Annotated in this window: 24 protein-coding genes; 10 read left to right on the top strand and 14 right to left on the bottom strand. The window is 57.5% G+C overall.

Features of this window, described 5'->3' with window-relative positions; translation table 11 throughout:
* Positions 1–420 precede the first annotated feature (420 nt).
* From AC0IXS_RS07495 to AC0IXS_RS07485, 3 genes are all read left to right on the top strand, one after another.
* Positions 421–930: a hypothetical protein gene (locus AC0IXS_RS07495; protein WP_471824249.1), complete on the top strand. Its 510-nt coding sequence runs from the start codon at positions 421–423 to the stop codon at positions 928–930.
* Positions 931–2,025: 1,095 nt separating this feature from the next.
* Entirely contained in the window at positions 2,026–2,400 is a 375-nt protein-coding gene (locus AC0IXS_RS07490) for a hypothetical protein (protein ID WP_471824247.1), read from the top strand.
* 175 nt (positions 2,401–2,575) lie between these two features.
* Positions 2,576–3,031, top strand: a complete 456-nt coding sequence (locus AC0IXS_RS07485; RefSeq protein WP_449125647.1) for a hypothetical protein — start codon at positions 2,576–2,578, stop codon at positions 3,029–3,031.
* Positions 3,032–3,253: 222 nt separating this feature from the next.
* On the opposite strand, the gene AC0IXS_RS07480 is transcribed toward AC0IXS_RS07485, so the two are convergent.
* Positions 3,254–3,826, bottom strand: coding sequence for an NADAR family protein (locus AC0IXS_RS07480; protein WP_449125646.1), 573 nt, complete (start codon positions 3,824–3,826; stop codon positions 3,254–3,256).
* Positions 3,827–4,033: 207 nt separating this feature from the next.
* On the opposite strand from AC0IXS_RS07480, the gene AC0IXS_RS07475 reads away from it, so the two are divergent.
* A complete protein-coding gene (locus tag AC0IXS_RS07475; RefSeq protein WP_235806288.1) occupies positions 4,034–4,447 on the top strand; it encodes a hypothetical protein in 414 nt (137 codons plus the stop codon).
* 87 nt (positions 4,448–4,534) lie between these two features.
* On the opposite strand, the gene AC0IXS_RS07470 is transcribed toward AC0IXS_RS07475, so the two are convergent.
* A complete protein-coding gene (locus AC0IXS_RS07470; RefSeq protein ID WP_449117769.1) occupies positions 4,535–5,791 on the bottom strand; it encodes a mechanosensitive ion channel family protein in 1,257 nt (418 codons plus the stop codon).
* Positions 5,792–5,954: 163 nt separating this feature from the next.
* Here AC0IXS_RS07470 and AC0IXS_RS07465 point away from each other — a divergent pair, with 163 nt between their 5' ends.
* A complete protein-coding gene (locus AC0IXS_RS07465) occupies positions 5,955–7,073 on the top strand; it encodes an XAC2610-related protein (RefSeq protein WP_240045226.1) in 1,119 nt (372 codons plus the stop codon).
* 4 nt (positions 7,074–7,077) lie between these two features.
* Here the strand turns inward: AC0IXS_RS07465 and AC0IXS_RS07460 are convergent, their stop codons facing one another.
* Positions 7,078–7,971 carry a LysR family transcriptional regulator gene (locus tag AC0IXS_RS07460; RefSeq protein WP_122413892.1) on the bottom strand — a complete coding sequence of 298 codons (894 nt, stop codon included), beginning with the start codon at positions 7,969–7,971 and terminating at the stop codon, positions 7,078–7,080.
* Between the two features lie 137 nt (positions 7,972–8,108).
* Here AC0IXS_RS07460 and AC0IXS_RS07455 point away from each other — a divergent pair, with 137 nt between their 5' ends.
* Complete coding sequence (locus AC0IXS_RS07455; RefSeq protein ID WP_122431799.1) at positions 8,109–9,308, top strand: MFS transporter; 1,200 nt, start codon at positions 8,109–8,111, stop codon at positions 9,306–9,308.
* A 45-nt stretch (positions 9,309–9,353) separates the two neighbouring features.
* A complete protein-coding gene (locus AC0IXS_RS07450; protein ID WP_057410355.1) occupies positions 9,354–10,382 on the top strand; it encodes an alpha/beta hydrolase in 1,029 nt (342 codons plus the stop codon).
* A gap of 50 nt (positions 10,383–10,432) precedes the next feature.
* Here the strand turns inward: AC0IXS_RS07450 and AC0IXS_RS07445 are convergent, their stop codons facing one another.
* Positions 10,433–10,921 carry a cyclophilin-like fold protein gene (locus tag AC0IXS_RS07445; protein ID WP_122667705.1) on the bottom strand — a complete coding sequence of 163 codons (489 nt, stop codon included), beginning with the start codon at positions 10,919–10,921 and terminating at the stop codon, positions 10,433–10,435.
* A gap of 804 nt (positions 10,922–11,725) precedes the next feature.
* On the opposite strand from AC0IXS_RS07445, the gene AC0IXS_RS07440 reads away from it, so the two are divergent.
* On the top strand, positions 11,726–12,601 hold the full coding sequence (locus AC0IXS_RS07440; protein ID WP_122572770.1) for a carboxylate/amino acid/amine transporter: 876 nt from the start codon (positions 11,726–11,728) through the stop codon (positions 12,599–12,601).
* A 67-nt stretch (positions 12,602–12,668) separates the two neighbouring features.
* Here AC0IXS_RS07440 and AC0IXS_RS07435 read toward each other — a convergent pair whose 3' ends face one another.
* The 8 genes from AC0IXS_RS07435 to AC0IXS_RS07400 form a co-directional block, all read right to left on the bottom strand.
* Positions 12,669–13,106: a DUF3757 domain-containing protein gene (locus AC0IXS_RS07435; protein ID WP_025994773.1), complete on the bottom strand. Its 438-nt coding sequence runs from the start codon at positions 13,104–13,106 to the stop codon at positions 12,669–12,671.
* 232 nt (positions 13,107–13,338) lie between these two features.
* Positions 13,339–14,706: an ATP-binding protein gene (locus tag AC0IXS_RS07430; protein ID WP_471824242.1), complete on the bottom strand. Its 1,368-nt coding sequence runs from the start codon at positions 14,704–14,706 to the stop codon at positions 13,339–13,341.
* Positions 14,703–15,365, bottom strand: coding sequence for a response regulator (locus AC0IXS_RS07425; RefSeq protein WP_057408066.1), 663 nt, complete (start codon positions 15,363–15,365; stop codon positions 14,703–14,705). The genes AC0IXS_RS07430 and AC0IXS_RS07425 overlap by 4 nt, the downstream gene beginning before the upstream one ends.
* A 10-nt stretch (positions 15,366–15,375) precedes the next feature.
* On the bottom strand, positions 15,376–16,023 hold the full coding sequence (locus AC0IXS_RS07420; protein WP_025994771.1) for a tetratricopeptide repeat protein: 648 nt from the start codon (positions 16,021–16,023) through the stop codon (positions 15,376–15,378).
* Complete coding sequence (locus tag AC0IXS_RS07415; RefSeq protein ID WP_069144833.1) at positions 16,020–16,829, bottom strand: SDR family oxidoreductase; 810 nt, start codon at positions 16,827–16,829, stop codon at positions 16,020–16,022. Before AC0IXS_RS07415 ends, AC0IXS_RS07420 begins: the two co-directional genes overlap by 4 nt.
* Positions 16,816–17,505 (bottom strand): TenA family transcriptional regulator, encoded by a 690-nt coding sequence (locus tag AC0IXS_RS07410; protein WP_058432462.1) that lies wholly within the window; start codon positions 17,503–17,505, stop codon positions 16,816–16,818. The genes AC0IXS_RS07415 and AC0IXS_RS07410 overlap by 14 nt, the downstream gene beginning before the upstream one ends.
* Positions 17,502–18,995, bottom strand: coding sequence for an AMP-binding protein (locus AC0IXS_RS07405; protein ID WP_122689374.1), 1,494 nt, complete (start codon positions 18,993–18,995; stop codon positions 17,502–17,504). The genes AC0IXS_RS07410 and AC0IXS_RS07405 overlap by 4 nt, the downstream gene beginning before the upstream one ends.
* Positions 18,985–19,662: a thermostable hemolysin gene (locus tag AC0IXS_RS07400; RefSeq protein WP_471824239.1), complete on the bottom strand. Its 678-nt coding sequence runs from the start codon at positions 19,660–19,662 to the stop codon at positions 18,985–18,987. The genes AC0IXS_RS07405 and AC0IXS_RS07400 overlap by 11 nt, the downstream gene beginning before the upstream one ends.
* 262 nt (positions 19,663–19,924) lie before the next feature.
* Between AC0IXS_RS07400 and AC0IXS_RS07395 the strand changes: the two genes are divergently transcribed.
* The gene (locus AC0IXS_RS07395) at positions 19,925–21,262 is read left to right on the top strand and encodes a DEAD/DEAH box helicase (RefSeq protein WP_122667709.1); all 1,338 of its coding nucleotides are present in this window, start codon (positions 19,925–19,927) and stop codon (positions 21,260–21,262) included.
* A 505-nt stretch (positions 21,263–21,767) separates the two neighbouring features.
* Positions 21,768–22,142 (top strand): hypothetical protein, encoded by a 375-nt coding sequence (locus AC0IXS_RS07390; RefSeq protein WP_057408061.1) that lies wholly within the window; start codon positions 21,768–21,770, stop codon positions 22,140–22,142.
* 60 nt (positions 22,143–22,202) lie between these two features.
* Here the strand turns inward: AC0IXS_RS07390 and AC0IXS_RS07385 are convergent, their stop codons facing one another.
* The gene (locus tag AC0IXS_RS07385; protein WP_025994765.1) at positions 22,203–23,075 is read right to left on the bottom strand and encodes a DUF6279 family lipoprotein; all 873 of its coding nucleotides are present in this window, start codon (positions 23,073–23,075) and stop codon (positions 22,203–22,205) included.
* A gap of 83 nt (positions 23,076–23,158) precedes the next feature.
* Positions 23,159–23,887, bottom strand: a complete 729-nt coding sequence (locus tag AC0IXS_RS07380; protein WP_025994764.1) for a TorF family putative porin — start codon at positions 23,885–23,887, stop codon at positions 23,159–23,161.
* Positions 23,888–23,925: the final 38 nt, after the last annotated feature.

Below are 23,925 nucleotides of genomic sequence, written 5' to 3'. Positions count from 1 at the left end.
CCAAAAGGCAGTTCCGAGTACTCGGAACTTTTTCAGTCGGGAGGGCTAATGGCAACTGACGGTGCGCAGATAGTAAAGCCTAATGGCAAGTTTACGAATACTACGCACCCTCTTGAACGACATGGTCCACACGTCACAGATACGCATCTAAAAGACTGAGTAGTAACAGAGCTTGCGGACAAAGGCTGCCCTCCAGCGGCGCAAAGTCAGAAAGACTAGCTGGCAGTATGCCTAGGCATGCACTTAATAAAAAAGTTATACTGAAACTGCAATTCAGATTTTAGATTATATGAGTGGAAGTTTACCAATCAATAAATTGCAAAAGCAGGTTTACGACTTGCAGCTTGAGCTGAGAGATGTAAATAAATCAGGCATACTTGTAAGGAATATTGACGGTGCTAAAATAGGCGTATGGTTGAGATGGATAAAAAAATAGAAGTTGGTGAGAACGCAGGCTTAGTCGCTGAGGTTCTAGATTTTGTAAGTGGCGGTAACCTTTTGAAGGTGTCTGGTAGGGCCTATCCAAGTGGCGAGGTTATCAATAACATTGAGGTTGCGAAGAAATTTGCTTGGGATGAGGTTTATGGCAGTGATGAGTATACTTGGGCGGATTTGCGCTCAGATAAAATGAGTGAGATTTGGAGCGTTATCTACGATGGCGAGAGTAAGTATGCTGATGTTGATAATAAGCTTTCAGGTGTGCTGAGTGAGATGTCTCGAGAGATTTTAAGTCAACTCGATCAGCAGCATAAAGAGTTTTTTGATGATATTGTATCTGACTTAAAAGGATGTTTATACAGTCGGGCGGTTCTAGGAAGAAGTAATAAGTTTTTCGAGAATATTTTTAATATCTATCAGAGCGGTGGTTGGCCATGTGGCTGGAAAGGTGAGTGGCCGAACGGGCACATGATTTCTTATTACATTAATTAGGTGGGGAGAAAACACTTGGAAGTTGTGAGGAATAAGATTAAGCAATATATAATGCTTGTAAAAAGTGTGCGTGAAACAATGATTATCTGTTTTCGGTTGCAGTGTTGTCGTCTATATCAAAGTGTACTAAAGTACTCGGCGGCGTCATAAGTTATTCGCAGCGATTGTTCCCGTTGATGGAAGGTTGACTGGGGAATGGACGTCAGGCCAAGGTTTTGCTTTGTTAATGATGTAGTGGTTTGCTCCCTGTTTCTGCTATTTCTACGCTATTCGATGATAGAGCGGGAAGTGTCGTTGGTGTTTCAATATGAGGTCTTCCCAAAACCGTTTATGATGCGAGCATATTTTAACGATCAGAAAATGCTTGATCTAGGGCAGCAGGTCGCAACCAGTGGCTATAAGCAAGCACTATCTAAAGGGTTGAGTCAATATGACTCTATTGCAGGGAAAGTCACCTTTAGGGTCACTTATTTCTAACACCTTTATTTTCGCCTGCCTCGCATACAGGCGCACCGATCCCTATTTCCTATACCAGGCCGTGAAGCGGCCCCTGCCGAGCGCGTGATGTTTAGCGCGCAAGCGGTGCTTAACGGGATGGGGCTGGTTGGTGTAATGTCCGCCGGGGCCGGAGGCGGATATTGCGCTGATGGCACCAAGGAGCCCAGTATCGACTCAGAATTTATACCAGAAAAACACGCCCCGGGAGTTCCGCATGTACATTTTGGCGTTAAAGACCCTTTGACTGGAAAATGTATTTCTAACAATCATGTTACCTACGCGAATTAGGATATGAATGTGTCTATCGCTCGGAAGGGTATTATTGTCAATGGCGAATATTCTGGCTGGGAAATTGTTGTTGCGGCCGACCGTGATGGCGACACTGGCGGGTATTATCTTTACTTGAATAAAAGTGATGTTGAAGGGTTTGACTACTGGTTCGAGCATGAGGCAGGGCTCCAGGCTCAGCTAGTTGATTGTGAGGTGAGGTGGGTAGTTTGGTAAGCTAATGAGCATGGCTTTTAATTTGCCGTCGGCGCGAAAGCAATAGGTGGTGCAGTAGATCTAAAATTTGACAAGGTTATCCTGACTTAGACAATGGGGGCTAAAAAGAATGATATCATCAGTCAGTTTGACTTACTTTGCGATGTGGCTGTGGCGGCTTTTGGGGAAGAACTGAAAATCTCTTATGAGATGTCGTTGTTACATATTTTAGACTTTATAAAACAACACCCAGGCCACAAGCAGGAGTTTATAAATAGGTTTAAACAAATTTTGATATCTCAAATCTCTCCATTTGAAGCTGTCGCATTTTGCATGCGTGACCTCCAATGGCCCGAAATCACAGAGTTTGTGATTTTAAAGATGAACCCTTTGGAAGATCCTCGTACCGAAGCATTAAGAAGCACGTTGACCGCCTACGAAGAATTTTGGCCTGACGCTGATCTTTACACCTATTACAATATCAAATAATTTTAAGGTGTAGGCATGCTGCGGCGAGGGTGATGGATGTTTTTCTACACCATGCCGCTCGGGCAGCGTAGTCGAGGTATACGTAAGGCTTGGTGCAGCAATCAAATGAGAGGTGCGACGTGATGCTCCATTGCGTACGCTACACATGTTGTGCAAATAAATGTTGAGGTGGGTGATGGATGATGCTGACGAAAAGCTGCAAAACTTATTGGCGCTAAGGGTCGCTGGATTTGACTCATTCAAAGCTGAACGTTTGCCGGTTCTTCACGAATTTTGCAAAAATCTAGGTTTGGATGAACCGCACGAAGTGCTGAATCATCCTGAAAGGTTTTTGTCTACTCTGGACAGCGGATTCAAGAATGCTGTGGTGAGTGAAAATAATAGAGTCTGGCTGATTACTCGCCTTGGTTATTACATCGGAGAATACCTAGTCTGTGTCTACGATGGGCTCTGGTTGGTTGATAAAGATCCCTCTTCACCTACATTTGCTAAGTATGTCGTAGGGGATTTTTCGTTTGACGGAGTGATTGCTTCAATTGTTGATCCCTTTGAGATGGCTCGGTGTTATGTTGATACACCTATTCCTCGCTTTTTGAGAAAAGAGATTGAGAAAAAAACGGGTCATAGTTAACGGCGATAGGCTTTATAAAGGCTCGATTTTTTGAACGAGAATTTCTGTCGGCGGGGAGTTGCAGTTGGCGAGTTTTTGCTCTTTAATGAATTGAATTTTTTATGCCGGCGTGTCAACTTAGGGGCTCGTTTATGAGTTATGAGCACAAAGCGTTTATTTTTGATGTCGACGGATTTGATCTTGAGCTAAAACCGTTGTTGGAGGACTGTCTGCGCTCGTGAGTCAGCCCACAGACCCTTCGCCTCCGACATTTCCCCCATCCCGCACCTGCATCAACGCAAACCCCAACAGATTCAAGCCCTTCCAAAGATTCGGATTGTTCACATCCGGGTTGTCCTGTGCCAGTCCAATTCCCCAGATGTTGTCTACCGGGCTGGCTTCGACGATAACGCGTGAGCCGGTTTGCATAAGGTAATCGTTCAGTTCCGGGTTCTGAAAAAACTTGGCTTGGTTCGCCTGGACGACGATACCGTAACGGTGTTTCAGCCAAAGCTTGTCATTGAATCCACGCACGTTGCGGCCGAGTGCTTTGGCTGCATTGGGAGTAGGGGCCTGAAGGATTTGCGTACGGATTTCTTGATCGTCAAACAGGGCCGCTTTCTCGGCCATCATGAAATGCTCGGCGGTTGGGTAACGTTGCCCATCAACAATGAACTCGGCTTCGAACCACTGGCTGAAGCACGAAGCCGTGACGGCGGCTTTGTTGCGCTGGTGCCCCCAGAAAAATGTGAACGCCAGAGACTCCCCAGCGTTGAAACGGGCGCACAGTTCTTCGAGATGTTTGGAGTCGCTCACTGGGATGTCCTCGGTTACTGGGGCTCGACGTTACAGTGACTCTGCTGATCAAGGCAACAGCACAACTGTCAGGCTGAACATAGGACGAGGCAGCGGGTGGGCTGTGCGCCCGTTACTTCTCGTGCTCAATATGGACCGAGTCTGAGAAAGACGGTAAAACCTTTGCAGCCAAAACCCTGGCCAGCCACTTGATAAGGAATTACGTCCATGATGGAAAACCTGCTGCTCGCGGCCTTACCCGTTATTGCTGCCAATGGCACGGCTATTGATCCGCAGCGCTGGGCTGCAATTGAGCCTGCGGTGAGGTCTGCAGTGGAGTGTCGTCAGGCGATGCCGAAAGCTAAGCTCAAAGACATTGCCGCCGAGTCGCCTGGCAGTTGGACGCTGGTCCCGCCCACCCGCTTTATCGTGTTCGGTTTGCCGGTGGCGCGTGTCGAGGTGTTTGTCGATCCCACAGGCGAACTGGGTGCCAGTTACACCGCTGTGATCGAGAAGACCAGTTTGAAGAACGTTCAGCAGCAGTTGAACAAAGCCAGTAAAAACGGGGTGGTTGGGGACTTGGCTGCAGGGCAGGCGCACGGGCCGGAGCAGGTGGAAGTGAGCTGTACGATTGCAGAGTAGATCCGGAGGTGACGGGGATTTGCGAGTGGCTCGAATCAGCGTGACCATCCCTGATGGTCACGCTGCCGAAGGCTGGCCGGCTGCTTACTATTCGCTCCTGCCTAACGCCACCCGCATATCCGCACCACTCGGCTGCTGATAAAGCCCCAAGCCAAACTCCGGCATCACCGCGATCAGGTAATCAAAAATATCCCCCTGAATCCGCTCGTAATCCACCCACACCGTCGTGCGTGTGAAGCAGTAGATCTCCAACGGAATACCCTGTGATGTGGCTTCCAGCTGCCGGACCATGCAGGTCATACCTGGGTTTATCTCGGCGTGGCTTTTCAGATAGGCGACGGCGTAGGCGCGGAAAGTGCCGATGTTGGTCATGCGGCGGCGGTTGGATGAGAGTTCGGCAACATTGCCCTGAGCCTGATTCCAGGCGCGAAGCTCTGCCTGTTTACGGCCGATGTAGTCGGTCAGCAGGTGCACCTGCATCAGGCGTTGTTCTTCATCGTCGCGCACAAAGCGCACGGCGCTGGCGTCGATGAACAGGCTGCGTTTGATGCGTCGGCCTCCGGACTGTTGCATGCCGCGCCAGTTGCGGAACGACTCGGACATCAAGCGCCAGGTCGGGATAGAAACGATGGTCTTGTCGAAGTTTTGCACCTTGACCGTGTGCAGGGTGATGTCGACCACGTCGCCATCGGCCCCGACCTGCGGCATCTCGATCCAGTCGCCGACGCGCAGCATGTCGTTGCTGGTCAGTTGCACGCTGGCAACGAAGGACAGCAGGGTGTCCTTGTAGACCAACAGAATGACCGCCGACATGGCGCCCAGACCGGACAACAGCAACAACGGTGAACGGTCGATCAGGGTGGCGACGATGATGATGGCGGCGAAGATGTAGAGGATCATTTTCGCCAGTTGCACGTAGCCCTTGATGGAGCGCGTACGGGCGTGCTCGGTGCGGGCGTAGATGTCCAGCAGGGCGTTGAGCAGTGTGCCGATGGTCAGGGTCATGAACAGGATGGTGAACGCCAGGGTGATATTGGCGATCACGCCTTTACCGGTTGCGCTGAGACCGGGGACAAGGTTCAGGCCGAACTGGATGACCACCGACGGCACGATCTGCGCCAGTCGGTGGAAGACCTTGTTATGACGAAAGTCGTTGAGCCAGTGCAGGGCAGGCTGTCGGCCCAGCATCTTCATCGCGTAGAGAATCAGAAAGCGCGCCACGCGGCCAAGTACCAGTGCGGTGGTCAGCAGCAGGAACAGCGCCAGACCGGTACGCACCCAGGGATGCTGATCGAGCATGCCCCAGAGTTCCTGGGTTCTGAGCCAGAGCGATTCAATGTCCATACACTTTCAGATCCCGTGAACGAAGAGGGGCCGCGATTAAAGCATTAACGGAGGTCGGGCGGGCAGGGGGCGGCAAATGAAGAAACGTCACCTCCGCGATATGACGCTAACCATCAAAAAAATCTGAAGTAGACTCGCGGCATTATCAAACAGGATGCACTTCATGCTGATATTGAAACCTCAACACGCCAGTTCATCGCGTGCGCTGTGGGCGTTGGCGATGTTGTCCGGGCTGATGCTGTCGACACTGGCCAGCGCTGCCGAGACGCAGAAGACTTATGGCGAGATGGACGCGGCGGCTTTCGACAAGGCTGCCCGCAAGACCTACGCCTTGCAGGACTTTTCCGACCAGTACCGCGCCACGGTGGAAGTTGCGGCCACGGACGAGACCTTTCGGCCCGGTGTGATCAGCGTCTACGGCAAAGCCAGTGACAAGCCGCTGATCCGCGTGCAGTCCGACGAGATGGTGCTCGACACCGATGCGAAGACCGGCAAGGTCAAAGCGAACGTGCAAGAGCTGCCGTATGGCGAGCAGAGTGTATTGATCTATCAGGATTTCAACTTCGACGGCATCAAGGATCTTGCGTTGATGGACGGCCAGAACAGCTGCTATCACGGGCCGTCGTTTCAGGTGTTCCTCGGCACGGCGAATGGTTTCAAGCACAGTGACTCATTCACCCAACTGGCGCAGGAGAACTGCGGCATGTTCGGGATCGATGAGAAGAAACGTGAAATCAGCACCATGACCAAAAGCGGTTGCTGCTGGCACCAGATGGCCACGTACAGCGTACGCAATGGCGAGCCCGTCCTGGAAACAGAGACCGTCATCGATCACAGCGGAAATAGAGGGTTTCTCCCCGAAGAAACAGTGGGTGTTAACAAGAACGGCAAGATGACCTACACGACCCGTATCGTGTGGGAAGAGGATGATCAGCGCGAGGTACTGCTCTCGTTCAAGCTCGCGCCTTCGGGCAAGCGCATTGTGTTGTTTCGCCCTTCAGCGTCGGAACCCGTTGCTTACGCTGCCATCGACGCGAAGGACGAGGTCGGACTGGTTTATCCGCAGGCTGAAGGCGAGCGCTTCGATTACGACGCCGCCCGTCATACATTGAGCTTCGTACGCGGCGACACAACCTATCGAATTCTGGCTGATGCGAAGGGGGCTCCCCTGAGCATGCAGGTGGTGATTCGCGGCAAGGCCACCGAACTGAAACTTCTGCCTGAACCTGCGCAGGGCTCGCTCGACAAGGTGGCGCAAGCTTTGAAGGACGCCGGCGAGTAACCCTTCAGCCCCGATACCTGATCGCCTCCACAAACGCCGTGAATGCGGGGGATGCCTGGCGGCGATTGGGGTAGTACAGGTGAAAGCCTTCGAAGTACGGACTCCAGTCGGTGAGCACTTCCTTGAGGCGTCCGCTGGCCAGATGCGGCTTGGCGAGAAAGTCCGGCACATAAGCCAGACCGACACCGTCCAGCACCGCGTTCATCACGTGGATCATGCTGTTGGAGGTGAACTGGCCGTTGACCCTCGTGTTCAGCTTGCGTCCGTCCTTTTCGAACTCCCAAGCGTAACAGTTGCCGTTCGGTGAGTGGCGGATGTTGATGCAGGTGTGTTGCGTCAGGTCCTGAGGCAACTGCGGCGCAGCATGCTTTTCGAAGTACTCGGGTGTGCCGACAACGGACAGACGCCAGTCCGGGCCGAGGCGCACGGCGATCATGTCCTTGCTGATCGATTCGCCCAGACGTATGCCCGCATCGAAGCGCTCGCTGACGATGTTGGTGAAGCCGTAATCGATGCAGACCTCGACCTGAATATCGGGGTATTGCGCCAGAAAGCCCGCCAGCATCGGGCGGATGATGTTTTCGGCAGCGTCATCGGAGCAGGTCACGCGGATCGTGCCGGCTGGCTTGTCGCGCATCTCGCCCAGCACTGCCACTTCCGTTGCGATCTGGTCCAGCAGCGGCCCGATGGTGTTCATCAGTTTTTCGCCCGCTTCGGTCGGCGCTACGTTGCGCGTGGTGCGAGCCAGCAGACGCACGCCCATTTTTTCCTCAAGCCCACGAATGGTATGGCTCAAGGCTGACGCCGTGACGCCAAGCTTTACGGCGGCTTTGGTAAAACTCTGATCCCGCGCGACGGCGAGGAAGGCTTGCAGGTCATTCAGTCTGGGTGTGCTCATTGCTGAGTTTCTCTCACAATCGCATGGAAATTGCGGCGTCTAATCATCCTAATCCCTTTGCCCTAACCTGTGCTTCACATTTTTACAGTCGTCAGGCTCAGCGTCGTGACGGCATCGTTCAAGCAGGTCAGGGGTACATGAAAACATTTGAATCAACCATAGAACACAAAGCGGCAGCGGCCCATCCGCCCGCGTGGGGCGCGGTCTTTTCGATGGCGCTGTGCGTGGTCGTGCTGATTGCCTCGGAGTTCATGCCGGTCAGCCTGCTGACGCCCATCGCGCAGGACCTGGGCATCAGCCAGGGGCAGGCGGGCCAGGCGATTTCCATTTCCGGTTTCTTCGCGGTACTCACCAGTTTGCTCAATACGCCGCTGACCGGGCGTTTCGATCGCAAAAAGGTGCTGCTGGGTTTCAGTTTCCTGCTGTTGTTGTCGGGCATGACGGTGACGTTCGCGCCCAACGGTGTGGTGTTCATGACCGGTCGTGCCTTGCTGGGTGTTGCCATCGGTGGCTTCTGGTCGATGTCGACGGCCACGGTCATGCGTCTGGTGCCGAAGGATTCGGTCGCCAAGGGGCTGGCGCTGATCAATGGCGGTAACGCGTTGGCCGCGACTGTCGCCGCGCCGCTGGGTAGTTTTCTGGGTCAGTACATCGGCTGGCGTGGCGCGTTCTTCCTGGTGATCCCGCTCGCGGTGCTGGCCTTCGCGTGGCAGTGGTTGAGCCTCCCGGCGATGAGCAGCCCGCAGAACACTCGGGCGACCAATCCTTTCAAGCTGCTGCGCAATTCGCAGGTGGCCATCGGCATGCTCGCGATCATGTTGCTGTTCATGGGCCAGTTCGCGGTCTTCACCTACTTGCGGCCGTTTCTCGAAAGCATCACCGGCGTGAGCGTGACCACGTTGTCGCTGATGTTGCTGCTGCTGGGCCTCTGCGGTCTGGCCGGGACCTGGATGATCGGAGGACTGCTGCAAAAACGCATTTACGCCTACCTGATCGCAATCCCGCTGGCGATGGCCGTGCTGGCTGCTGTGTTAATCGCGCTGGGGCATTCGCCTGTGGCCGTTGCCGTCGTGCTCGGTGTCTGGGGATTGGTGGCCACGCCTGCGCCGGTGGCCTGGGGCCTGTGGCTCAGCCGCACGCTGCCCGACGACGCTGAAGCCGGTGGCGGACTGATGGTCGCGACCATTCAGATGGCGATCACCGTGGGTGCCGGCTTGGGCGGTGAGTTGTTCGACCACCTGGGTTGGTGGAGCCCCTTTGTGTTTGGCGCCGTGGTGTTGCTCGGTTCGGCAGTCTTTGCCCATGCCGCGATGCGCCACGCTCGATTCAGTGAATGAAGCAATAAAAAACCTTTGTTGATCACTCGATTCAGGAAGACCGCGATGAAGAGATTTCTATTAATGCTTGGGCTTTTAGTGGGCTCATATTCGGCAGTGGGAGCAGACATGTCCAACGGTGCAGACAACTTCTACAAGAGCGATAAGCTCATTCAGCAGAAGGTCACGTTCAACAACCAGTACAAAATGAGAGTGGCCGGGAACCTGTTCATTCCCAAAGGCTGGGACCCCGACAACAAGGCTCCTGCGATTATCGTCGGCCACCCGATGGGCGCGGTGAAAGAGCAGAGCGCCAACCTGTATGCGCAGAAACTGGCGGAACAGGGTTTTGTGACGCTGTCACTGGACCTGTCCTTCTGGGGCGAAAGTGAAGGCCGACCACGCAATGCCGTATCACCGGACATCTACGCCGAAGACTTCAGCGCGGCAGTGGACTTCCTCGGCACCCAGACCTTCGTCGACAAGAACCGTATCGGCGTCCTGGGCATCTGTGGCAGCGGCAGTTTTGTGATCAGCGCGGCCAAGATCGACCCGCGCATGAAAGCCATCGCCACTGTCAGCATGTATGACATGGGCGCTGCCAATCGTAACGGGCTCAAGCACTCGCAGACGCTGGAGCAGAGAAAGAAAATCATTGCCGAAGCGGCGGCTCAGCGCGACGTGGAATTTGCAGGTGGCGAGACCAGGTACACCAGCGGTACGGTGCACGAGATCACTGAAAAATCGCACCCGATCGAGCGTGAGTTCTACGACTTTTATCGCACACCGCGTGGCGAGTACACCCCCGAAGGCCAGTCGCCCAAGCTGACCACACACCCGACGCTGACCAGCAACGTCAAGTTCATGAACTTCTACCCGTTCAATGACATTGCCTCGATCTCGCCGCGTCCGATGCTGTTCATCGCAGGCTCCGAAGCGCACTCGCTCGAATTCAGTGAAGAGGCGTACAAGCTGGCCGGTGAACCCAAGCAACTGGTGATTGTGCCGGGTGCCGGTCACGTCGATCTGTACGATCGGGTCAAACTGATCCCCTTCGACAAACTGACCGACTTCTTCAGGAAGAGCCTGAAGTAACTGGCTCGACGCACAAAAAAAGCCCTGCCGGGAAGCAGGGCTTTTTGCGTTCAGTCCTTGATCAGTTCGAACCTGACGTTCAACGGCCCCGGCTGGCGGATCAGGTCCAGATCCGATTCGAGCGTGCCAAGCTTGATCAGCCCTGGCGAATACTTGAAGCCCTTGTGGAAGATCGCGATGTTGCCCCAGGGCGCGTAATAGGCAAAGTCTTTTGTGGCAGGGGTGTAGCCGGACGGTGCGCCTTCGGTGGTCAGCTTGCGTGACAGCGTGCTGATCTTCTCGGTCGAGGCGTAATCCTCCAACGCCAGGTCGAGGGGCAAGAGGGCAACGAAGTCTCTTGACGTCTGATTGTCTTCAAGCTGAAACGTCAGGGTCTTGCCATTGGCGAGCATTGCAATGCGCATGGGGTGTTCTCGGGTGGTGTTTTGGCTTGTCTGGGCATCGGCCCGATGCGGCATCAGCGCAGGTAGCGCGCTGATGCACAGCAGGGCAGTCAGCAGTTTTTCAGAGCAGCAGGTGCGCAGGGTTTTTCGAGGCATCGGGTTTACACCTGTAACGACTGAAGCGTGAGCAAGGGGAGTGGCGCCAAGCATAGGTCACTCGTCGTCGTTCATTACCCGGCTGGCCTTGCATGTGGATGTGAGCGTTGCTCAGTAATCGGCCCACGCCCGGCCCTCATCGTCATACACAAGTCCGCCTCTACACTGATCGTGCCCATCGCGTGGGCATGTATCCCGTGACGCTCTGCGTCACAAATGGCACAGATTGCGGATTCAGTGAGCCGAGCGCATGACGTGGATAACGCTGGAGCTTGTCCACGCATCTGCGCCACATTCGAGAGCGGACGCGGAGCGTCCTGAGAGGCGTTACCACGCAGAGCGCTCATCGTTATACACAAGTCTGCCTCAACACTGATCGTGCCCATCGCTCCGCGTGGGCATGCCTCCCGTGACGCTCCGCGTCACAAATGGCACAGACTGCGGATTCAGTGAGCCGAGCGCATGACGTGGGTAACGCTGGAGCTTGGACTAGCATCTGCGCCATATTCGAGAGCGGACGCGGAGCGTCCTGGGAGGCATTCCCACGCAGAGCGTAGGAACGATCACCGTTGCATTCCTCCAAGAGGACTTGTGTATAACGATGAGCGCAGAGCGTGGGAACGATCATCGTCGCAGTCATCCAAGAAGATTTGTGTATAACGCTGAGCGCGGAGCGATGGGCACGATCAGGGTTGAGTCTTGCAGCATCACCGGACTGTGGTAGCGCCTTGACCTGCCGTTCTCCGCTGTGGACAGCCCCGTCCGCAACCGGCTATGGTCGCGCCCTTCAAAAAAGGGGCGAGCATGGGCTATCTACTTTTCGTGACGCTGATCCAGGCGTTTTCCTTCAGCCTGATCGGCGTTTATCTGGCAGGCCATGTCGACAGTTATTTCGCGGTGCTGATCCGCGTCGTGCTGGCCGGGCTGGTGTTCATTCCGCTGACCCGCTGGCGTCAGGTCGAACCGGCGTTCATGCGCGGCATGCTGCTCATCGGTGCGCTGCAGTTCGGCATCACGTACGTCTGCCTGTACCTGAGCTTCAAGGTGCTGACGGTGCCGGAAGTGTTGCTGTTCACCATCCTCACGCCCCTGCACGTGACGCTGATCGAAGACGCCTTGAACCGGCGCTTCAATCCATGGGCGTTGCTGGCCGCGTTGGTTGCCGTGCTGGGTGCTGGCGTCATCCGTTATGACGGTCTGGACGGTGACTTCCTTGGCGGTTTCCTGCTGCTGCAACTGGCCAACTTCACCTACGCCGCCGGGCAGGTGCTGTACCGGCGTTTAGTAGTGCGCTACCCCAGCGACCTGCCGCACTATCGCCGCTTCGGCTATTTCTACCTCGGCGCGCTGGCCGTGGTGCTGCCTGCGTTCCTGGCGTTCGGCAACCCACAACGCTTGCCCGAAGACCCGACCCAATGGAGCGTGCTGCTGTTCCTCGGCCTGTGTTCGACTGCGCTGGGTATGTACTGGTGGAATAAGGGCGCCTGCATGGTTTCCGGTGCCACGCTCGCGGTGTTCAACGTCTTGCATGTGCCGGTCGGCCTGCTGATCAACCTGCTGATCTGGAACCAGCACGAGCCGTTGAGCCGGTTGTTGATTGGCGGGGTGCTTATTCTGGTGTCGCTGTGGATCAGTCGGTTGGGTTCGCGGCGTGAATTGAATATCGCAGCAGGTCACTGACAACAACACCGAAAGGCTCTCTATCCAGGCGGTGTCAGCTGGTTAAAGAGCCTTGAGAACCTGCGAGTTACTGAACAATCGTGAATCTGCAATTTTCGGGTGTCGTGTTCTCGCAGACGTTATTAATAGAGCCAAAATAGCCGGGCTCTGCTTTCCACGATGCGCCTTGGATATTTACAGTGAATTCTTTTTTGTTTGTCGTGATGAAATACAGGTCGAGGCTCATGCCGTCCTGTGTTTTATAGATGCATTTCTGGAGTTCCTGAGGTGATTTTTCATCGGCCTGCAAGACCGTCGCGTTTAGAAAAGTAATGTTTGGTCCAAGATTCAACTTGTTGACGGGGGTCTTGCTGGTCCACTCGCCCTGTTCCCCTTTCGCTGTGTAGATACCGGCAGAGTCCTGTGTGATTGTCGAGGCAGCCGGACAGCTTTCCATAGCCTGCGATGCAGTGGAAAGGCCCATGAGCAGCGTTGCGGCTGCCAGGCCTGAAAGTATGATGTTCATAGACAGTCCCTTATCTATAACTAATGTGTTTACTTGATTTCACTATAAGCCGTCATCGTATCGGCCTGCCTGCAACCTTCACGGAAAAAAGCGAATGGCTATAACAACGATCATCTTAAGTGTTAATGGAACGTATTGATCAAGAAGCGATTGATCATCGCTCCATTAACTATAGACCGGCGTTTACGAGGCGTAAACGCTCTTTCAGACAAGGAGTCGTGCGAGGTCCATATCAGCCCAGCGGCGCTCTCAGGCTGGCTCTGAGCCCGCCACCCGTCCGGTTCTGCAGGTTGACGCCACCGCCCATCAAGAGCGCAACTTTCTGCACAATAGCCAGCCCGAGTCCCACGCCCTGATCGCTGCCACGGCTGTAGAAGGGTTCGAACAAGCGCTCACGTTCCTGCTCATCAATGCCGGGTCCCTGATCGTCGACTGTCAATTCGAAGTGCTGGGCTGTAAATGACAGGCCCACCGTGATCTGCCCGCCTGCGGGCGAGAAGTTGACGGCATTGGTGATGAGGTTGTGCAGGGCGATGTCGAGGGCGGAGAAATCCACGTTCGCCTCGCGCCCGGCTTCGCTGCAGTCGAAAGACAGTTCCAGACCCTTATTTAGTACCCATGGCGTCAACTGAACCAGGCTGTCGCGCACGGCACTGACCAATTCCACGGGAGATCTGCCTGCCCTTGAAGACTCAGGCTCCAGGCGCGCGATGGTCAGCAACTGATTGACCAGCCGCGTGGTGCGATCGACGCCGATGATCAGATAGCCCAGCGATTCTTTGCGCTGTTCTTCGTTGTGCGCTTCCAGCACATTCTGCGCATGCACCCTGAGCACCGCGAGCGGCGTACGCATCTCGTGGGCCGCGTCGGCGATGAAGCGGCGCTCGCGTTTGAGCAACTCCTGGATCTGCCCCAGCATCCGGTTCAACGCCGCTTGCATGGGCTCCAGTTCACTCGGCAGCGGTGCGAGATCAAGGGGTTGCAGCGACCCGGCATGGCGCCCCCTGAGCGTACGGGCAAAGTTGGCCAATGGCCGAAGGCCCCAGCCGATGGCCAGCCAGATGGCAAGCACCAGCAGCAGGCTGCCGATCAGATTGGGCAGCACGGTGTGGCGAACGATCCGGTTGACCAGGTCCGAGCGCACGTCGTCACGCTCGCCCACCCAGATGCGCAGACCGGCATGGGCATCATCGAGCACGAAGGCTCGCCAGTGGTGTTGGTTCAGGTCGGGAAAGTCACTGAAACCGGCCCTGTCCGGCGGGTGGGTAAAGGTCGGAGCGCTCGCGGTGCGCACCAGTGAGCGACCGTCCTTGTCCCAGACCTGAAAGGCGATCTTGCTTTCGTAAGGATGGCCATCGATACGCGGCTCGGCCTGCGCCAGCGCCAGATTGAATGCCTCGTAGAGTTGGGCGTGTTCCTTGCGCTCCAGCGGCATGCGCATGATGCCTTCCAGCAAGCGCGCGTTCTGCGCCAGTTGAGCGTCGTAGATTTCGGCGATTTCGTGATTGCTGTCATGCACGTTGAACAGCGTCAGAACCAGCAGACCGGCCAGCAGCAGGCCGATGATGAGCGTCAGGGTACGGCGGCGGATCGACTTCAAGAACGTTCCTCCACCAGATACCCGACGCCACGGATCGTGCGGATCAGGTCGCTGGAGAATTTCTTGCGTAAGTGGTGGATATGCACTTCAAGGGTGTTGCTCTCGGCCCCTTCGTTCCAACCGTAAAGCAACTGCATCAACCGCTCGCGGGTCATGACCCGGCCCGGTGGCGAAAGCAGTTCGTACAGCAACTGGTATTCCTTGGGCGTCAGCGCAACGGGCTCGCCGTGATAGCTGACCTGCTGGGTACCGGGGTCCAGACTGATGCCTGCATGCTCGATCAGCACCTTGGCGCGTCCGGCACTGCGACGCAGCAGGGCGCGTAGACGGGCCTTGAGTTCAGAGACGTCGAAAGGCTTGATCAGGTAATCGTCAGCGCCGGTGTCCAGCCCGGTGATGCGGTCTTCGGTGGAATCGCGTGCGGTCAGGATCATCACCGGCAGCGTCGAGCCGCTGTGACGCAGCCGCCGCAACACCTCGAAACCGTCCAGCCTCGGCAGGCCGAGGTCGAGAATCGCCAGATCGAACGTTTCACTGAGCAGTGCATGCAGCGCGCTGCTGCCGTCACGAATCCAGTCGACGGTATAGCCTTCACGGCTCAATGCCTGATGGATACCTTCGCCCAGGGCGGCGTCGTCTTCGATAAGCAGCAGGCGCATGGTCGCTCCGTCAGTCGAGCTTCTTGTTTACATCGACCAACAGGGTCTGGATGTCTTTTTTGCGTGAAGCGTCTGCCAGCTCGCGGCCGGGGCGGGGTGGCGCTTTCAAGGCTTTGTTCAAGGCATCGCGGGCTTCGGCGTATTTGCCCTGACGGTACTGATGATCGCCCCAGAAGTAGAGCGGGTCGATGCCGTCCGGGTTGATTTTCAGCGCCTTCTGCAACAATTCGCCGGCCTTGTCCGAATCACCGAAAGCCAGCGGCCAGCCTGGCACGCGGTCGTAAAGCACGGCGAGGCTGGTGTAGGCCGAGCCCTGCAGGGCGTTAGGATCAATACTCAGCGCCTTTTCCAGATCGGCCTTGGCCAGCTTGGCTTTTTCCAGTGCGCCCAGCCCCGGACCCTGGGCGCTGGCCCAGCTGCTATTGACGATACCGGACCAGATCCAGGCCTCGGCTGCGGTCGGCCGATCCTTGACGAAGGCTGTGGACTGGGTCGCCAGCTTCTCGAACGCCGCGACACGCTGATCCTTGGGAAGGTCGTACTGAATGCGCCGCCAGTCCTGCTGGATGGTATCCAGGCGTTTCTGGTCAGGTGCATCCAGTGCTGCCCACACGGGCAGGCTGATCAGGCCGACGAAGGCCAACACGATTCTTTTCATAAAGTCTGTTTCTCTTCCGGGTGAGTACTGCTCAGACGACGAATCAAGGGTAGGTGTTTACGCAGGCCGCGGTCGACCAACATGGGCAAAAGGCTGTTGAGGCGTACAAAAAAACGCTCCGGCCAGCCCAGGTACAAGTCTCGCCGGTCACCGGCAATGGCATGCACCACCGCTTGCGCCACGTACGCCGGATCATCGACACCGGATTTCAGCGCCTCGTTCAATGCCTGCGCCGCCGGGCTGTTCATCGTGGTGCGGGTGGCCCTTGGCGCAACGTACAGGACGCCGACATGTGTGTCCGCGAGCTCGCGGCGCAGCGCTTCAGAGAACCCGCGCAAGGCGAACTTGCTCGCGCAATAGGTCGCATAACCCGCGTGGCCGATGGAACCGTAGGTCGAGCCGACATTCACCACCATGGCCTGCCCGGCGCTCCTGAGCAGCGGCAACATTGCGCGGGTCAGCAGAATCGGTGCGTGCAGGTTGATCATCAGCATAGCGTTGATGTCGTCGGTCGAAAGCTGCTCCAGCATCGCAAAGTGATTGGCGCCTGCCGCATTGATCAGCAGGTTCACGCCCGCCGTTGCCTGCGCCCTTGCCACCACCTGTTTGCGGCCTTCCTGGCTGCACAGATCGGCTTCGACCCAGTGCAGGTTGTCGGGGTACGCGGCAAGCAGCGAGCGCAACGGCTGCCCGTTGCGCGACACCGCCAGCACCTGCGCGCCATGGCTGCACAGCGCCTCGGCAATCGCCAGGCCGATTCCGCCACTGGCACCGGTCAGCACGACGCGGGTATCAGACAGTCGCATGAGCGTTTTCCTTGTGGTCGTGTGCCAGCACGCCCGGCAACTCGCGGAACATGTCGGTGTAAAGGCGATAGACGATCTTCGAGGTGTGAATCACGGCGGCCTGATCCTGTGGGTCGTCGAGGCGGTCCATCAGCGTGCGAAAGGTCTCCATGTGGCCGACGTCCAGACTGCCATGCGAACTCAGGTAACTGAACGCGGCAGCGGGCAGTTCCAGATGTTCGCGGATGCTGTCGGCGGCATGGGTCGCCAACGCGATGCTGGTGCCTTCCAGCACATTGACCATGCCGAACAGTCCGACCGGATTGCCGCGTGCGATCAGGTCGTAGAGGTAGGCGACCATCAGCTCGATGGGCGTGGCAGGCGATCCGTCACGCACGGCGTCCGCATTGCCACCGCAGGCGCGCAGGTCGTCGAGGATCCAGCGTTCGTGGCCGTATTCATCCTCGATGTACTCGCACACCGCCGCACGCAACCATTCCAGTCGGGAGGGCAGCCGGGCGCCGCAGGCCATCATCAGCGGCACGGTGTGGCGCACGTGGTAGTAGGCCTGGGACAGAAAGGCCCGGTAGCTCTCCAGGCTGACCTGGCCCTTCAATGCCTGGCGGATAATCGGCAGGTTGAACAGCGTTTCGCGCTCCTGCTGCGTGGCGTCCTGCAGGGTCTGGAAGAAGCTCATGATGAAATACCTTCGGCTGGGTTCGACGAAATGAACAGGGAGCGGTAATGATCGAGAATGGCGTTGCGGCGTGGTCGGCCATTGGCGGTAGCCAGCCCGTTGGCCGGGCTGAATGGTTGTGGCAGGCGGGTCCAGTCGCTCACTTGGGCGTAATCGGGCAAGCGTTGATTGGCCTGGGCGACGGCCTCGGCAAGTTGAAAGTCGGTCATCTCGGGGCGTTGCGGCCAGAGCAGGGCATGGTTGTGCGCCATGGCCTCGCCGTAAACGAACGCCTGGGCGATGTGCCCGCTTTGGGTGAGTTCGGCCTCGACCCATTCCGGGTTGACGTTGCGCCCGAAGCTGGTGACGAACTGGTGCTTCTTTCGGCCTTTCAGGTACAGATAGCCGTCGGCATCGAACTCGCCCAGATCGCCCGTCGGCCACCAGACGTTGGTGGGCGGCGTTTCACCCAGATAACCCAGCATTGGAACGTTGCCGATCAGCACCTCGCCATCTTCAGCCAGGCGAACATGAACATGAGGCAGCGGTTTGCCCACGCTGCCGACACGCTGCGTGTCGGGCCGGTTCAGCGCCACCACCGATGCGCACTCCGACAAGCCGTAACCTTCGTAGACCGGAATGCCTGCCGCCTGGGCGCGAACCAGCAGTTCCTGACTGACGCGTGCGCCGCCCACTGCCACGAAGCGCAGCATTGAGGCGTCGAACGCAGCCATTTCACAGGCCGTGACCAGCAACAGCAGCAGTTGTGGCACCAGAATCATGCTGTCGGCGCATTGCTGATTCAGACAGCTCAGCAGGCGCCGGGCGTCGACGCCGCTGGCGCCTTGGATGCCGAGGGTCTGCTGGCTCGGCAGACTGAGGCTGCCCCCTGCGTACAGCGCCGCATAGCAGCCAATGTTTTCCAGCAGAATCGCCAGCGGCAGCAGGGTCAGGTAGTTCTCCGGTTGCAGCGGGCGACTGGCTTCGTACAGCTCACGGGCAACGGTCAGCACGCTGTTGGCACTCAGGCACACGCCTTTGGGCGTCCCTGTGGTGCCTGAGGTGAACGTGAGCTTGGCGGTGCCCGACGGCATGAGGGAATGCGTCTTGAAAGCGCGACGCCAGAACAGCGGACCGTTTTCCGCGCGAGCTTCGTAGTGCGCAGCCTGAAGATGTGCGTGATACGCAGGCTCGGCGATGACCAGATCCGCCTGGCTTTGCTCCAGACAGTGCAATTGCTGGCTGACGCTGAAGAACGGCGGCAGGGTTACGCAGCCCAAACCTTCGAACAGAACGGCGAGGTCCCACAGCAATGCATCGGGGCTGTTGTCCAGCATCAGCGCCACTACTCGGGTGCCTGCCTGTCGCAACTGCTGTCGACGCTGGTCGATCTCGACGATCAGTGCCGCGTAACTCACCTCCACAGTGTCGCCCTTGAGCGCGATCCGGTGAGGCTGCTCGTAGGCAAAACTTTCCAGTCGCTGCCAGAACTGTTCACGTTCATGCGACATGGCAATGTTCCTCCAGCGCCAATGGCAAGCCAAAGCGTTCGAACACCCCCGTGTTGCTCAAGTGGCGGAAGCCTGCGCCGATGTCGCCCACATGGACGTTGGGCTGAGTCTGGTAGTAATTGCCCCACGCGTGTCGGTCGTCACCCAGACGCAGCGGATCGGCCGGGCCGAGCGTGACCGGGCACAGGCCCAGCCGGTTGAAGCTGTTGACCAGCGCGTTGTTGCCGGTGAACGTCACCCATTCCAGCCCGCACATGGCCAGCAGCCAGGTGACGGTGATGATGCTGAGCCGAGCGCTGCCCAGGTTGCTGGCCGCCAGATTGCCGACCTCGACAATGGCCTGTCGCTCGACCGGACGGCCAGCGGCCCTGTGCACCTGATGCTCGATCGGCTCGTCCAGATATCGCTCGAGAAACAGTGCCCCGGCTGTCGCCAGTCTGGCACCAGCCACGGCGCAGAGTGCTCCGCTTCCATCGCTGAGCCCGAACAGCTCAGGCATGAACTGCTTGATGTTCGCGCCGTGGGCTTTCTGGAAACGGGTCTGAATAAAGGCTTCGAACGCAGTGCGCTGAGGGGCGTCGGTTGGTGCGTGGGAGAGGGTCAGTGGTGCAGCGTCATGACTGCCGAAGTGCAGCGGCAGGCAGATGTTCCAGTCGATTTCAGGCATTGATGAGGTCCCAGTCAGCGAGTGAAGGGGAGTATCCGAGCGGTTTCTTAACGGAATCTGAAGGTAGCGGGGGAAACTGTGACCCGCGTCCCGAAATCGCCGGAATGCCTTGTGCCGCCAGCGTTCGTTCAGGTTCGACGCCAACGTTTGATGCCCTCGTCGCCAAACAAAATCAGCCGTTGGTGGTAAAGAAACTCGGCCCCGGCGCTCGAAACCGTTACGCTATGCAGCTGTATTTTTGTTTTTCGTCGAGGTAACACCCGTGTTTTCCGAATTCGCCCTGCACGAACGCCTGCTTAAAGCTGTGGCCGAGCTTAAATTTGTCGAGCCTACGCCTGTGCAGGCAGCGGCCATTCCGCTGGCACTGCAAGGGCGCGACCTGCGGGTGACTGCGCAAACCGGTAGCGGCAAGACAGCAGCTTTCGTCCTGCCGATCCTCAATCGCCTGATCGGCCCGGCCAAGGTTCGCGTGGACATCCGCGCCGTAATCCTGCTGCCGACCCGCGAGCTGGCCCAGCAGACCTTGAAGGAAGTTGAACGCTTCTCGCAGTTCACCTTCGTCAAGGCGGGTCTGGTCACGGGTGGTGAAGACTTCAAGGCCCAGGCCGCGATGCTGCGCAAGGTGCCGGACATTCTGATCGGCACGCCTGGTCGTCTGCTGGAACAACTCAACGCAGGCAACCTGGACCTCAAGCACGTTGAAGTGCTGGTGCTGGACGAGGCCGACCGCATGCTGGACATGGGTTTCTCCGAAGACGTCGAGCGTCTGGCTGGTGAATGTGCCGGTCGCGAGCAGACCATGCTGTTCTCCGCCACCACCGGTGGTGCGGGCCTGCGCGAGATGATTGGCAAGGTTCTGAAGGATCCGCAGCATCTGCAATTGAACAACGTCAGCGAACTGGCTTCCGGCACACGTCACCAGATCGTCATGGCTGACCATAACGTGCACAAAGAGCAGGTCCTGAACTGGTTGCTGACCAACGAGACCTATCAGAAAGCGATCATCTTTACCAATACCAAGGCCATGGCTGACCGTCTGTACGGCCGTCTGGTGGCGCTGGAATACAAAGCCTTCGTGCTGCACGGCGACAAGGACCAGAAAGACCGCAAGGCAGCCATCGACCGTCTGAAGCAGGGCGGCGCCAAGGTTATGGTCGCAACCGACGTTGCGGCCCGTGGTCTGGACGTTGAAGGTCTGGACATGGTCATCAACTTCGACATGCCACGCAGCGGCGACGACTACGTGCACCGTGTGGGCCGTACCGGTCGTGCCGGCAGCGAAGGCCTGGCGATCTCGCTGATCTGCCATGGCGACTGGAACCTGATGTCGAGCATCGAGCGCTACCTCAAGCAGAGCTTCGAGCGCCGTGTCATCAAGGAAGTCAAAGGTACCTACGGCGGACCGAAGAAGGTCAAGGCGTCGGGCAAGGCTGTTGGTGTGAAGAAGAAAAAGACCGACGCCAAGGGCGACAAGAAAAAAGTCGCCGCCAAAGGCCCGACCAAGCGCAAGACCGCCAACCGTCCCAAGTCCGATCTGGTCAGCCAGGACGGCATGGCACCCCTGAAAAAACGCACCACCCCGGCGCCATCGGCTGAGTAAGCCTGAGCGGGTCCCGGCTTGCACACCCGTAAGAGCTGCGTGAGCGATCAGTCAAAGGCTTCAGCCCTCACACTGATCGTTCCTCACGCTCTGCGTGGGAATGCCTCTCAGGACGCTCCGCGTCCCGGCGTACACCCCCGTAAGACCTGCGTAAGCTGATCAGTTACAGCCTCACACTGATCGTTCCTCACGCTCTGCGTGGGAATGCCTCTCAGGACGCTCCGCGTCCCGGAGTACACCCCCGTGAGGCCTGCGTGAGCTGATCGGTTACAGCCTCACACTGATCGTTCCTCACGCTCCGCGTGGGAATGCCTCTCAGGACGCTCCGCGTCCCGGCGTACGCACCCGTAAGACCTGCGTGAGCTGATCAGTTCTTGCGCGTTCCCTCCTGCCACCCGGCACCCTCGGCTGAACGGCTGCACACCCCGCAGGTCACAACGTTGAGACAGGCGCTTGTGACCGGATGTCACGAGCCGTTCATCCATGCAGGACGGAGGGTTTTACAATGAATTACAACTGGGACCTTATCGAACGTCTGCTTCATGACGTGCAGAACAGCGGCGGTTCGTTTGACTCGAGGGAATACACCACGGCTAAAGCCTCGGAAGGCGAGGCGGTGGCTGACGCTGGAAGCCTTCAGGCCGAAGCCGCACAGCTCAAGGAGCTGTTGACCAACCGTGGCTTTATTCAGTCGCGCCCGCCAGAAGAAGACAGTGGGCGTTCGAAGCTCATCCTCACCCCGCGTGGTTCAAGCCTGCTGGCGCTGATCGACAGCAGTATCCCCGGCAACGACCATCCGCGTGAGGTCTTGGACAGACAAGAGGATGGGCTGGATCCGGCCACGTTCGATGAAGTGGCGTCCAAGGCTCAGGTTGCCTGATCCCCGTTGACTGTACGCGCTGCCAGCGTGCAGCGCGTCTTTGCTCCTCGCCCACTACGACTATTGGGCTGCACCCGCCGCTTTCAGGCAGTTCAGATCGGTGAAATCCTTGCGCATGTCAGCGATCCGGCTCAGCAGGCGGTCTCGTTGCTCCTGAGTGCTTTGCGCGGTGATGTCGACAATCAGGGAGATCGCCGCTTTCTCGGTCTGGTCGTAAGCCTTGCGGTATTCCGGGGTCCAGAACGTCTCACGATCCTGCAACAACGCGGCAATGCGCTGCGGGAAGTCGCTGGACTGGCGCTGCTGCACCGTGGTCAGAAACAGGTTCTGCCAGTGCGTGCGGTTTTCGATCCACGCCTTGTTCTGTTCACCCAATGAAGCGGACCACACCTGAATGCGGTCTTTCTGAGGCTGGTTGAGTTTGCCGATCCACGGTGTCAGACGCTTTTCCATACGGTCGGCGCGCTCGGCGATCTGGCGTTCCAGAGGCTGATCCAGGTATTTGTTCTCGCGCTTACGCTGGTCCTTGGCGAAGGCGTTCTGCATTTCCTCGACCTGCTTGTCATCGAAGCGGCTCAGCAATTCGACAGCAGACGGTGTGATCTCGCGAGAAATCTTGGCGATGGCGTCCTTGGCCTCACGGGTGCGTGCTTCCAGACCCTCGTAGGTGACCTGATCGTTTTTCACCATCTCTTCCAGCTTGTCCAGCCAGGTCAGGTACTCCGGCAGCTGGGTGCTGCAATGCCAGCTCAGGTGCTGCTTGAGGCGCACGTTGAGCCAGTCTTTCTGAGCGGAGTTCATGTCCAGATAGTCGCTGAGCGTCCATGGAATGATCACATCGAGATTGCGATAAGCCAGACCTACCTGATTGCACCCGGCAAGCAGCGACACGGCCATCAACATCGTAATGAAGGCTTTGAACAGAGACTGCATGAACGCTCCTCGGGGGCACTGACCTGCATGGATGCTGTGCAGTAGAGGAGTGTAGCGCCAAGGGGTTCAACCGGGATGCGGTATCAGAAAAACGAACGCACGGCCTTGAGGGTGAAGGTGCCGTCGCAGCGCGCATTGTGGCCGCTGTAGACGCTGCAATCGCCACCGCTGAGGCTCGACCCGCTGTAGATCAGGTTCATGTCGATGCCCAGCCAGGGACGTGAGAGATTCAGGGACCAGTCATTGAAACCATTGATCTGTCCGCCGTCATCAGAGGTCTGCGGCGTGTCGAACTGATGGTTGGCGTACTGCATGCGCACGCCGATGCCGAGCCGTTCGATGGCACCCAGATCGATGAACACTGTGCTGTCACGCGAGCCCACGTCGTTGCTGAAAGCAGCGCCCACCCGACTGTCGAGCATCCGCAATCCGGCATAGAACTCGTGGCTGTCGATCTGGCTGGTGTCCGGGTAGCTGTAGCGAATCATGCCCAGCTCGTAGCCCAGCGTATTGTCGAAGGGTTTCTTGAAGCCCATGTAGGAGTCGACTTCCAGCGCGCTGTCGGGCGTGAACCCCATGTTGGGTGCCCACTGGCCGAAGTAGAAACCGCTGTCGTGAGTCAGGTCCATACCGCCATGAAACGAGCCTGAGCCGCCACTGGGTGTGACCAGGCCCTGCGCCATGCTGCGCGTCGGGGTCGTAGCCAGTTTCAGGTCGAAGTCGCCCAAGTCCCGCTCCAGAACCTGGGCAGATATGGACTGACTTATGAACAGGGCGCTGAAGGTCAACGCATGTAAGCGATGGCTGAGCATGGCTCACTCCTTAATGTGTCGAGGAGTGTGGTCAGGAA

It is taken from the genome of Pseudomonas sp. AC016 (genome assembly GCF_979253365.1).
The sequence above is the reverse complement of the archived record's forward strand: the minus strand, read 5'-3'. Positions and strand labels throughout refer to the sequence as shown.

What these genes read in the sequence shown, in the direction of transcription:
- AC0IXS_RS07495 (WP_471824249.1), top strand. Translation starts at nt 421, where the DNA reads ATGGATAAAAAAATAGAAGTTGGTGAGAACGCAGGCTTAGTCGCTGAG.
- AC0IXS_RS07490 (WP_471824247.1), top strand. Translation starts at nt 2,026, where the DNA reads ATGGGGGCTAAAAAGAATGATATCATCAGTCAGTTTGACTTACTTTGC.
- AC0IXS_RS07485 (WP_449125647.1), top strand. Translation starts at nt 2,576, where the DNA reads ATGGATGATGCTGACGAAAAGCTGCAAAACTTATTGGCGCTAAGGGTC.
- AC0IXS_RS07475 (WP_235806288.1), top strand. Translation starts at nt 4,034, where the DNA reads ATGATGGAAAACCTGCTGCTCGCGGCCTTACCCGTTATTGCTGCCAAT.
- AC0IXS_RS07470 (WP_449117769.1), bottom strand. Translation starts at nt 5,791, where the DNA reads ATGGACATTGAATCGCTCTGGCTCAGAACCCAGGAACTCTGGGGCATG.
- AC0IXS_RS07465 (WP_240045226.1), top strand. Translation starts at nt 5,955, where the DNA reads ATGCTGATATTGAAACCTCAACACGCCAGTTCATCGCGTGCGCTGTGG.
- AC0IXS_RS07460 (WP_122413892.1), bottom strand. Translation starts at nt 7,971, where the DNA reads ATGAGCACACCCAGACTGAATGACCTGCAAGCCTTCCTCGCCGTCGCG.
- AC0IXS_RS07455 (WP_122431799.1), top strand. Translation starts at nt 8,109, where the DNA reads ATGAAAACATTTGAATCAACCATAGAACACAAAGCGGCAGCGGCCCAT.
- AC0IXS_RS07450 (WP_057410355.1), top strand. Translation starts at nt 9,354, where the DNA reads ATGAAGAGATTTCTATTAATGCTTGGGCTTTTAGTGGGCTCATATTCG.
- AC0IXS_RS07445 (WP_122667705.1), bottom strand. Translation starts at nt 10,921, where the DNA reads ATGCCTCGAAAAACCCTGCGCACCTGCTGCTCTGAAAAACTGCTGACT.
- AC0IXS_RS07440 (WP_122572770.1), top strand. Translation starts at nt 11,726, where the DNA reads ATGGGCTATCTACTTTTCGTGACGCTGATCCAGGCGTTTTCCTTCAGC.
- AC0IXS_RS07435 (WP_025994773.1), bottom strand. Translation starts at nt 13,106, where the DNA reads ATGAACATCATACTTTCAGGCCTGGCAGCCGCAACGCTGCTCATGGGC.
- AC0IXS_RS07425 (WP_057408066.1), bottom strand. Translation starts at nt 15,365, where the DNA reads ATGCGCCTGCTGCTTATCGAAGACGACGCCGCCCTGGGCGAAGGTATC.
- AC0IXS_RS07420 (WP_025994771.1), bottom strand. Translation starts at nt 16,023, where the DNA reads ATGAAAAGAATCGTGTTGGCCTTCGTCGGCCTGATCAGCCTGCCCGTG.
- AC0IXS_RS07415 (WP_069144833.1), bottom strand. Translation starts at nt 16,829, where the DNA reads ATGCGACTGTCTGATACCCGCGTCGTGCTGACCGGTGCCAGTGGCGGA.
- AC0IXS_RS07410 (WP_058432462.1), bottom strand. Translation starts at nt 17,505, where the DNA reads ATGAGCTTCTTCCAGACCCTGCAGGACGCCACGCAGCAGGAGCGCGAA.
- AC0IXS_RS07405 (WP_122689374.1), bottom strand. Translation starts at nt 18,995, where the DNA reads ATGTCGCATGAACGTGAACAGTTCTGGCAGCGACTGGAAAGTTTTGCC.
- AC0IXS_RS07400 (WP_471824239.1), bottom strand. Translation starts at nt 19,662, where the DNA reads ATGCCTGAAATCGACTGGAACATCTGCCTGCCGCTGCACTTCGGCAGT.
- AC0IXS_RS07390 (WP_057408061.1), top strand. Translation starts at nt 21,768, where the DNA reads ATGAATTACAACTGGGACCTTATCGAACGTCTGCTTCATGACGTGCAG.
- AC0IXS_RS07385 (WP_025994765.1), bottom strand. Translation starts at nt 23,075, where the DNA reads ATGCAGTCTCTGTTCAAAGCCTTCATTACGATGTTGATGGCCGTGTCG.
- AC0IXS_RS07380 (WP_025994764.1), bottom strand. Translation starts at nt 23,887, where the DNA reads ATGCTCAGCCATCGCTTACATGCGTTGACCTTCAGCGCCCTGTTCATA.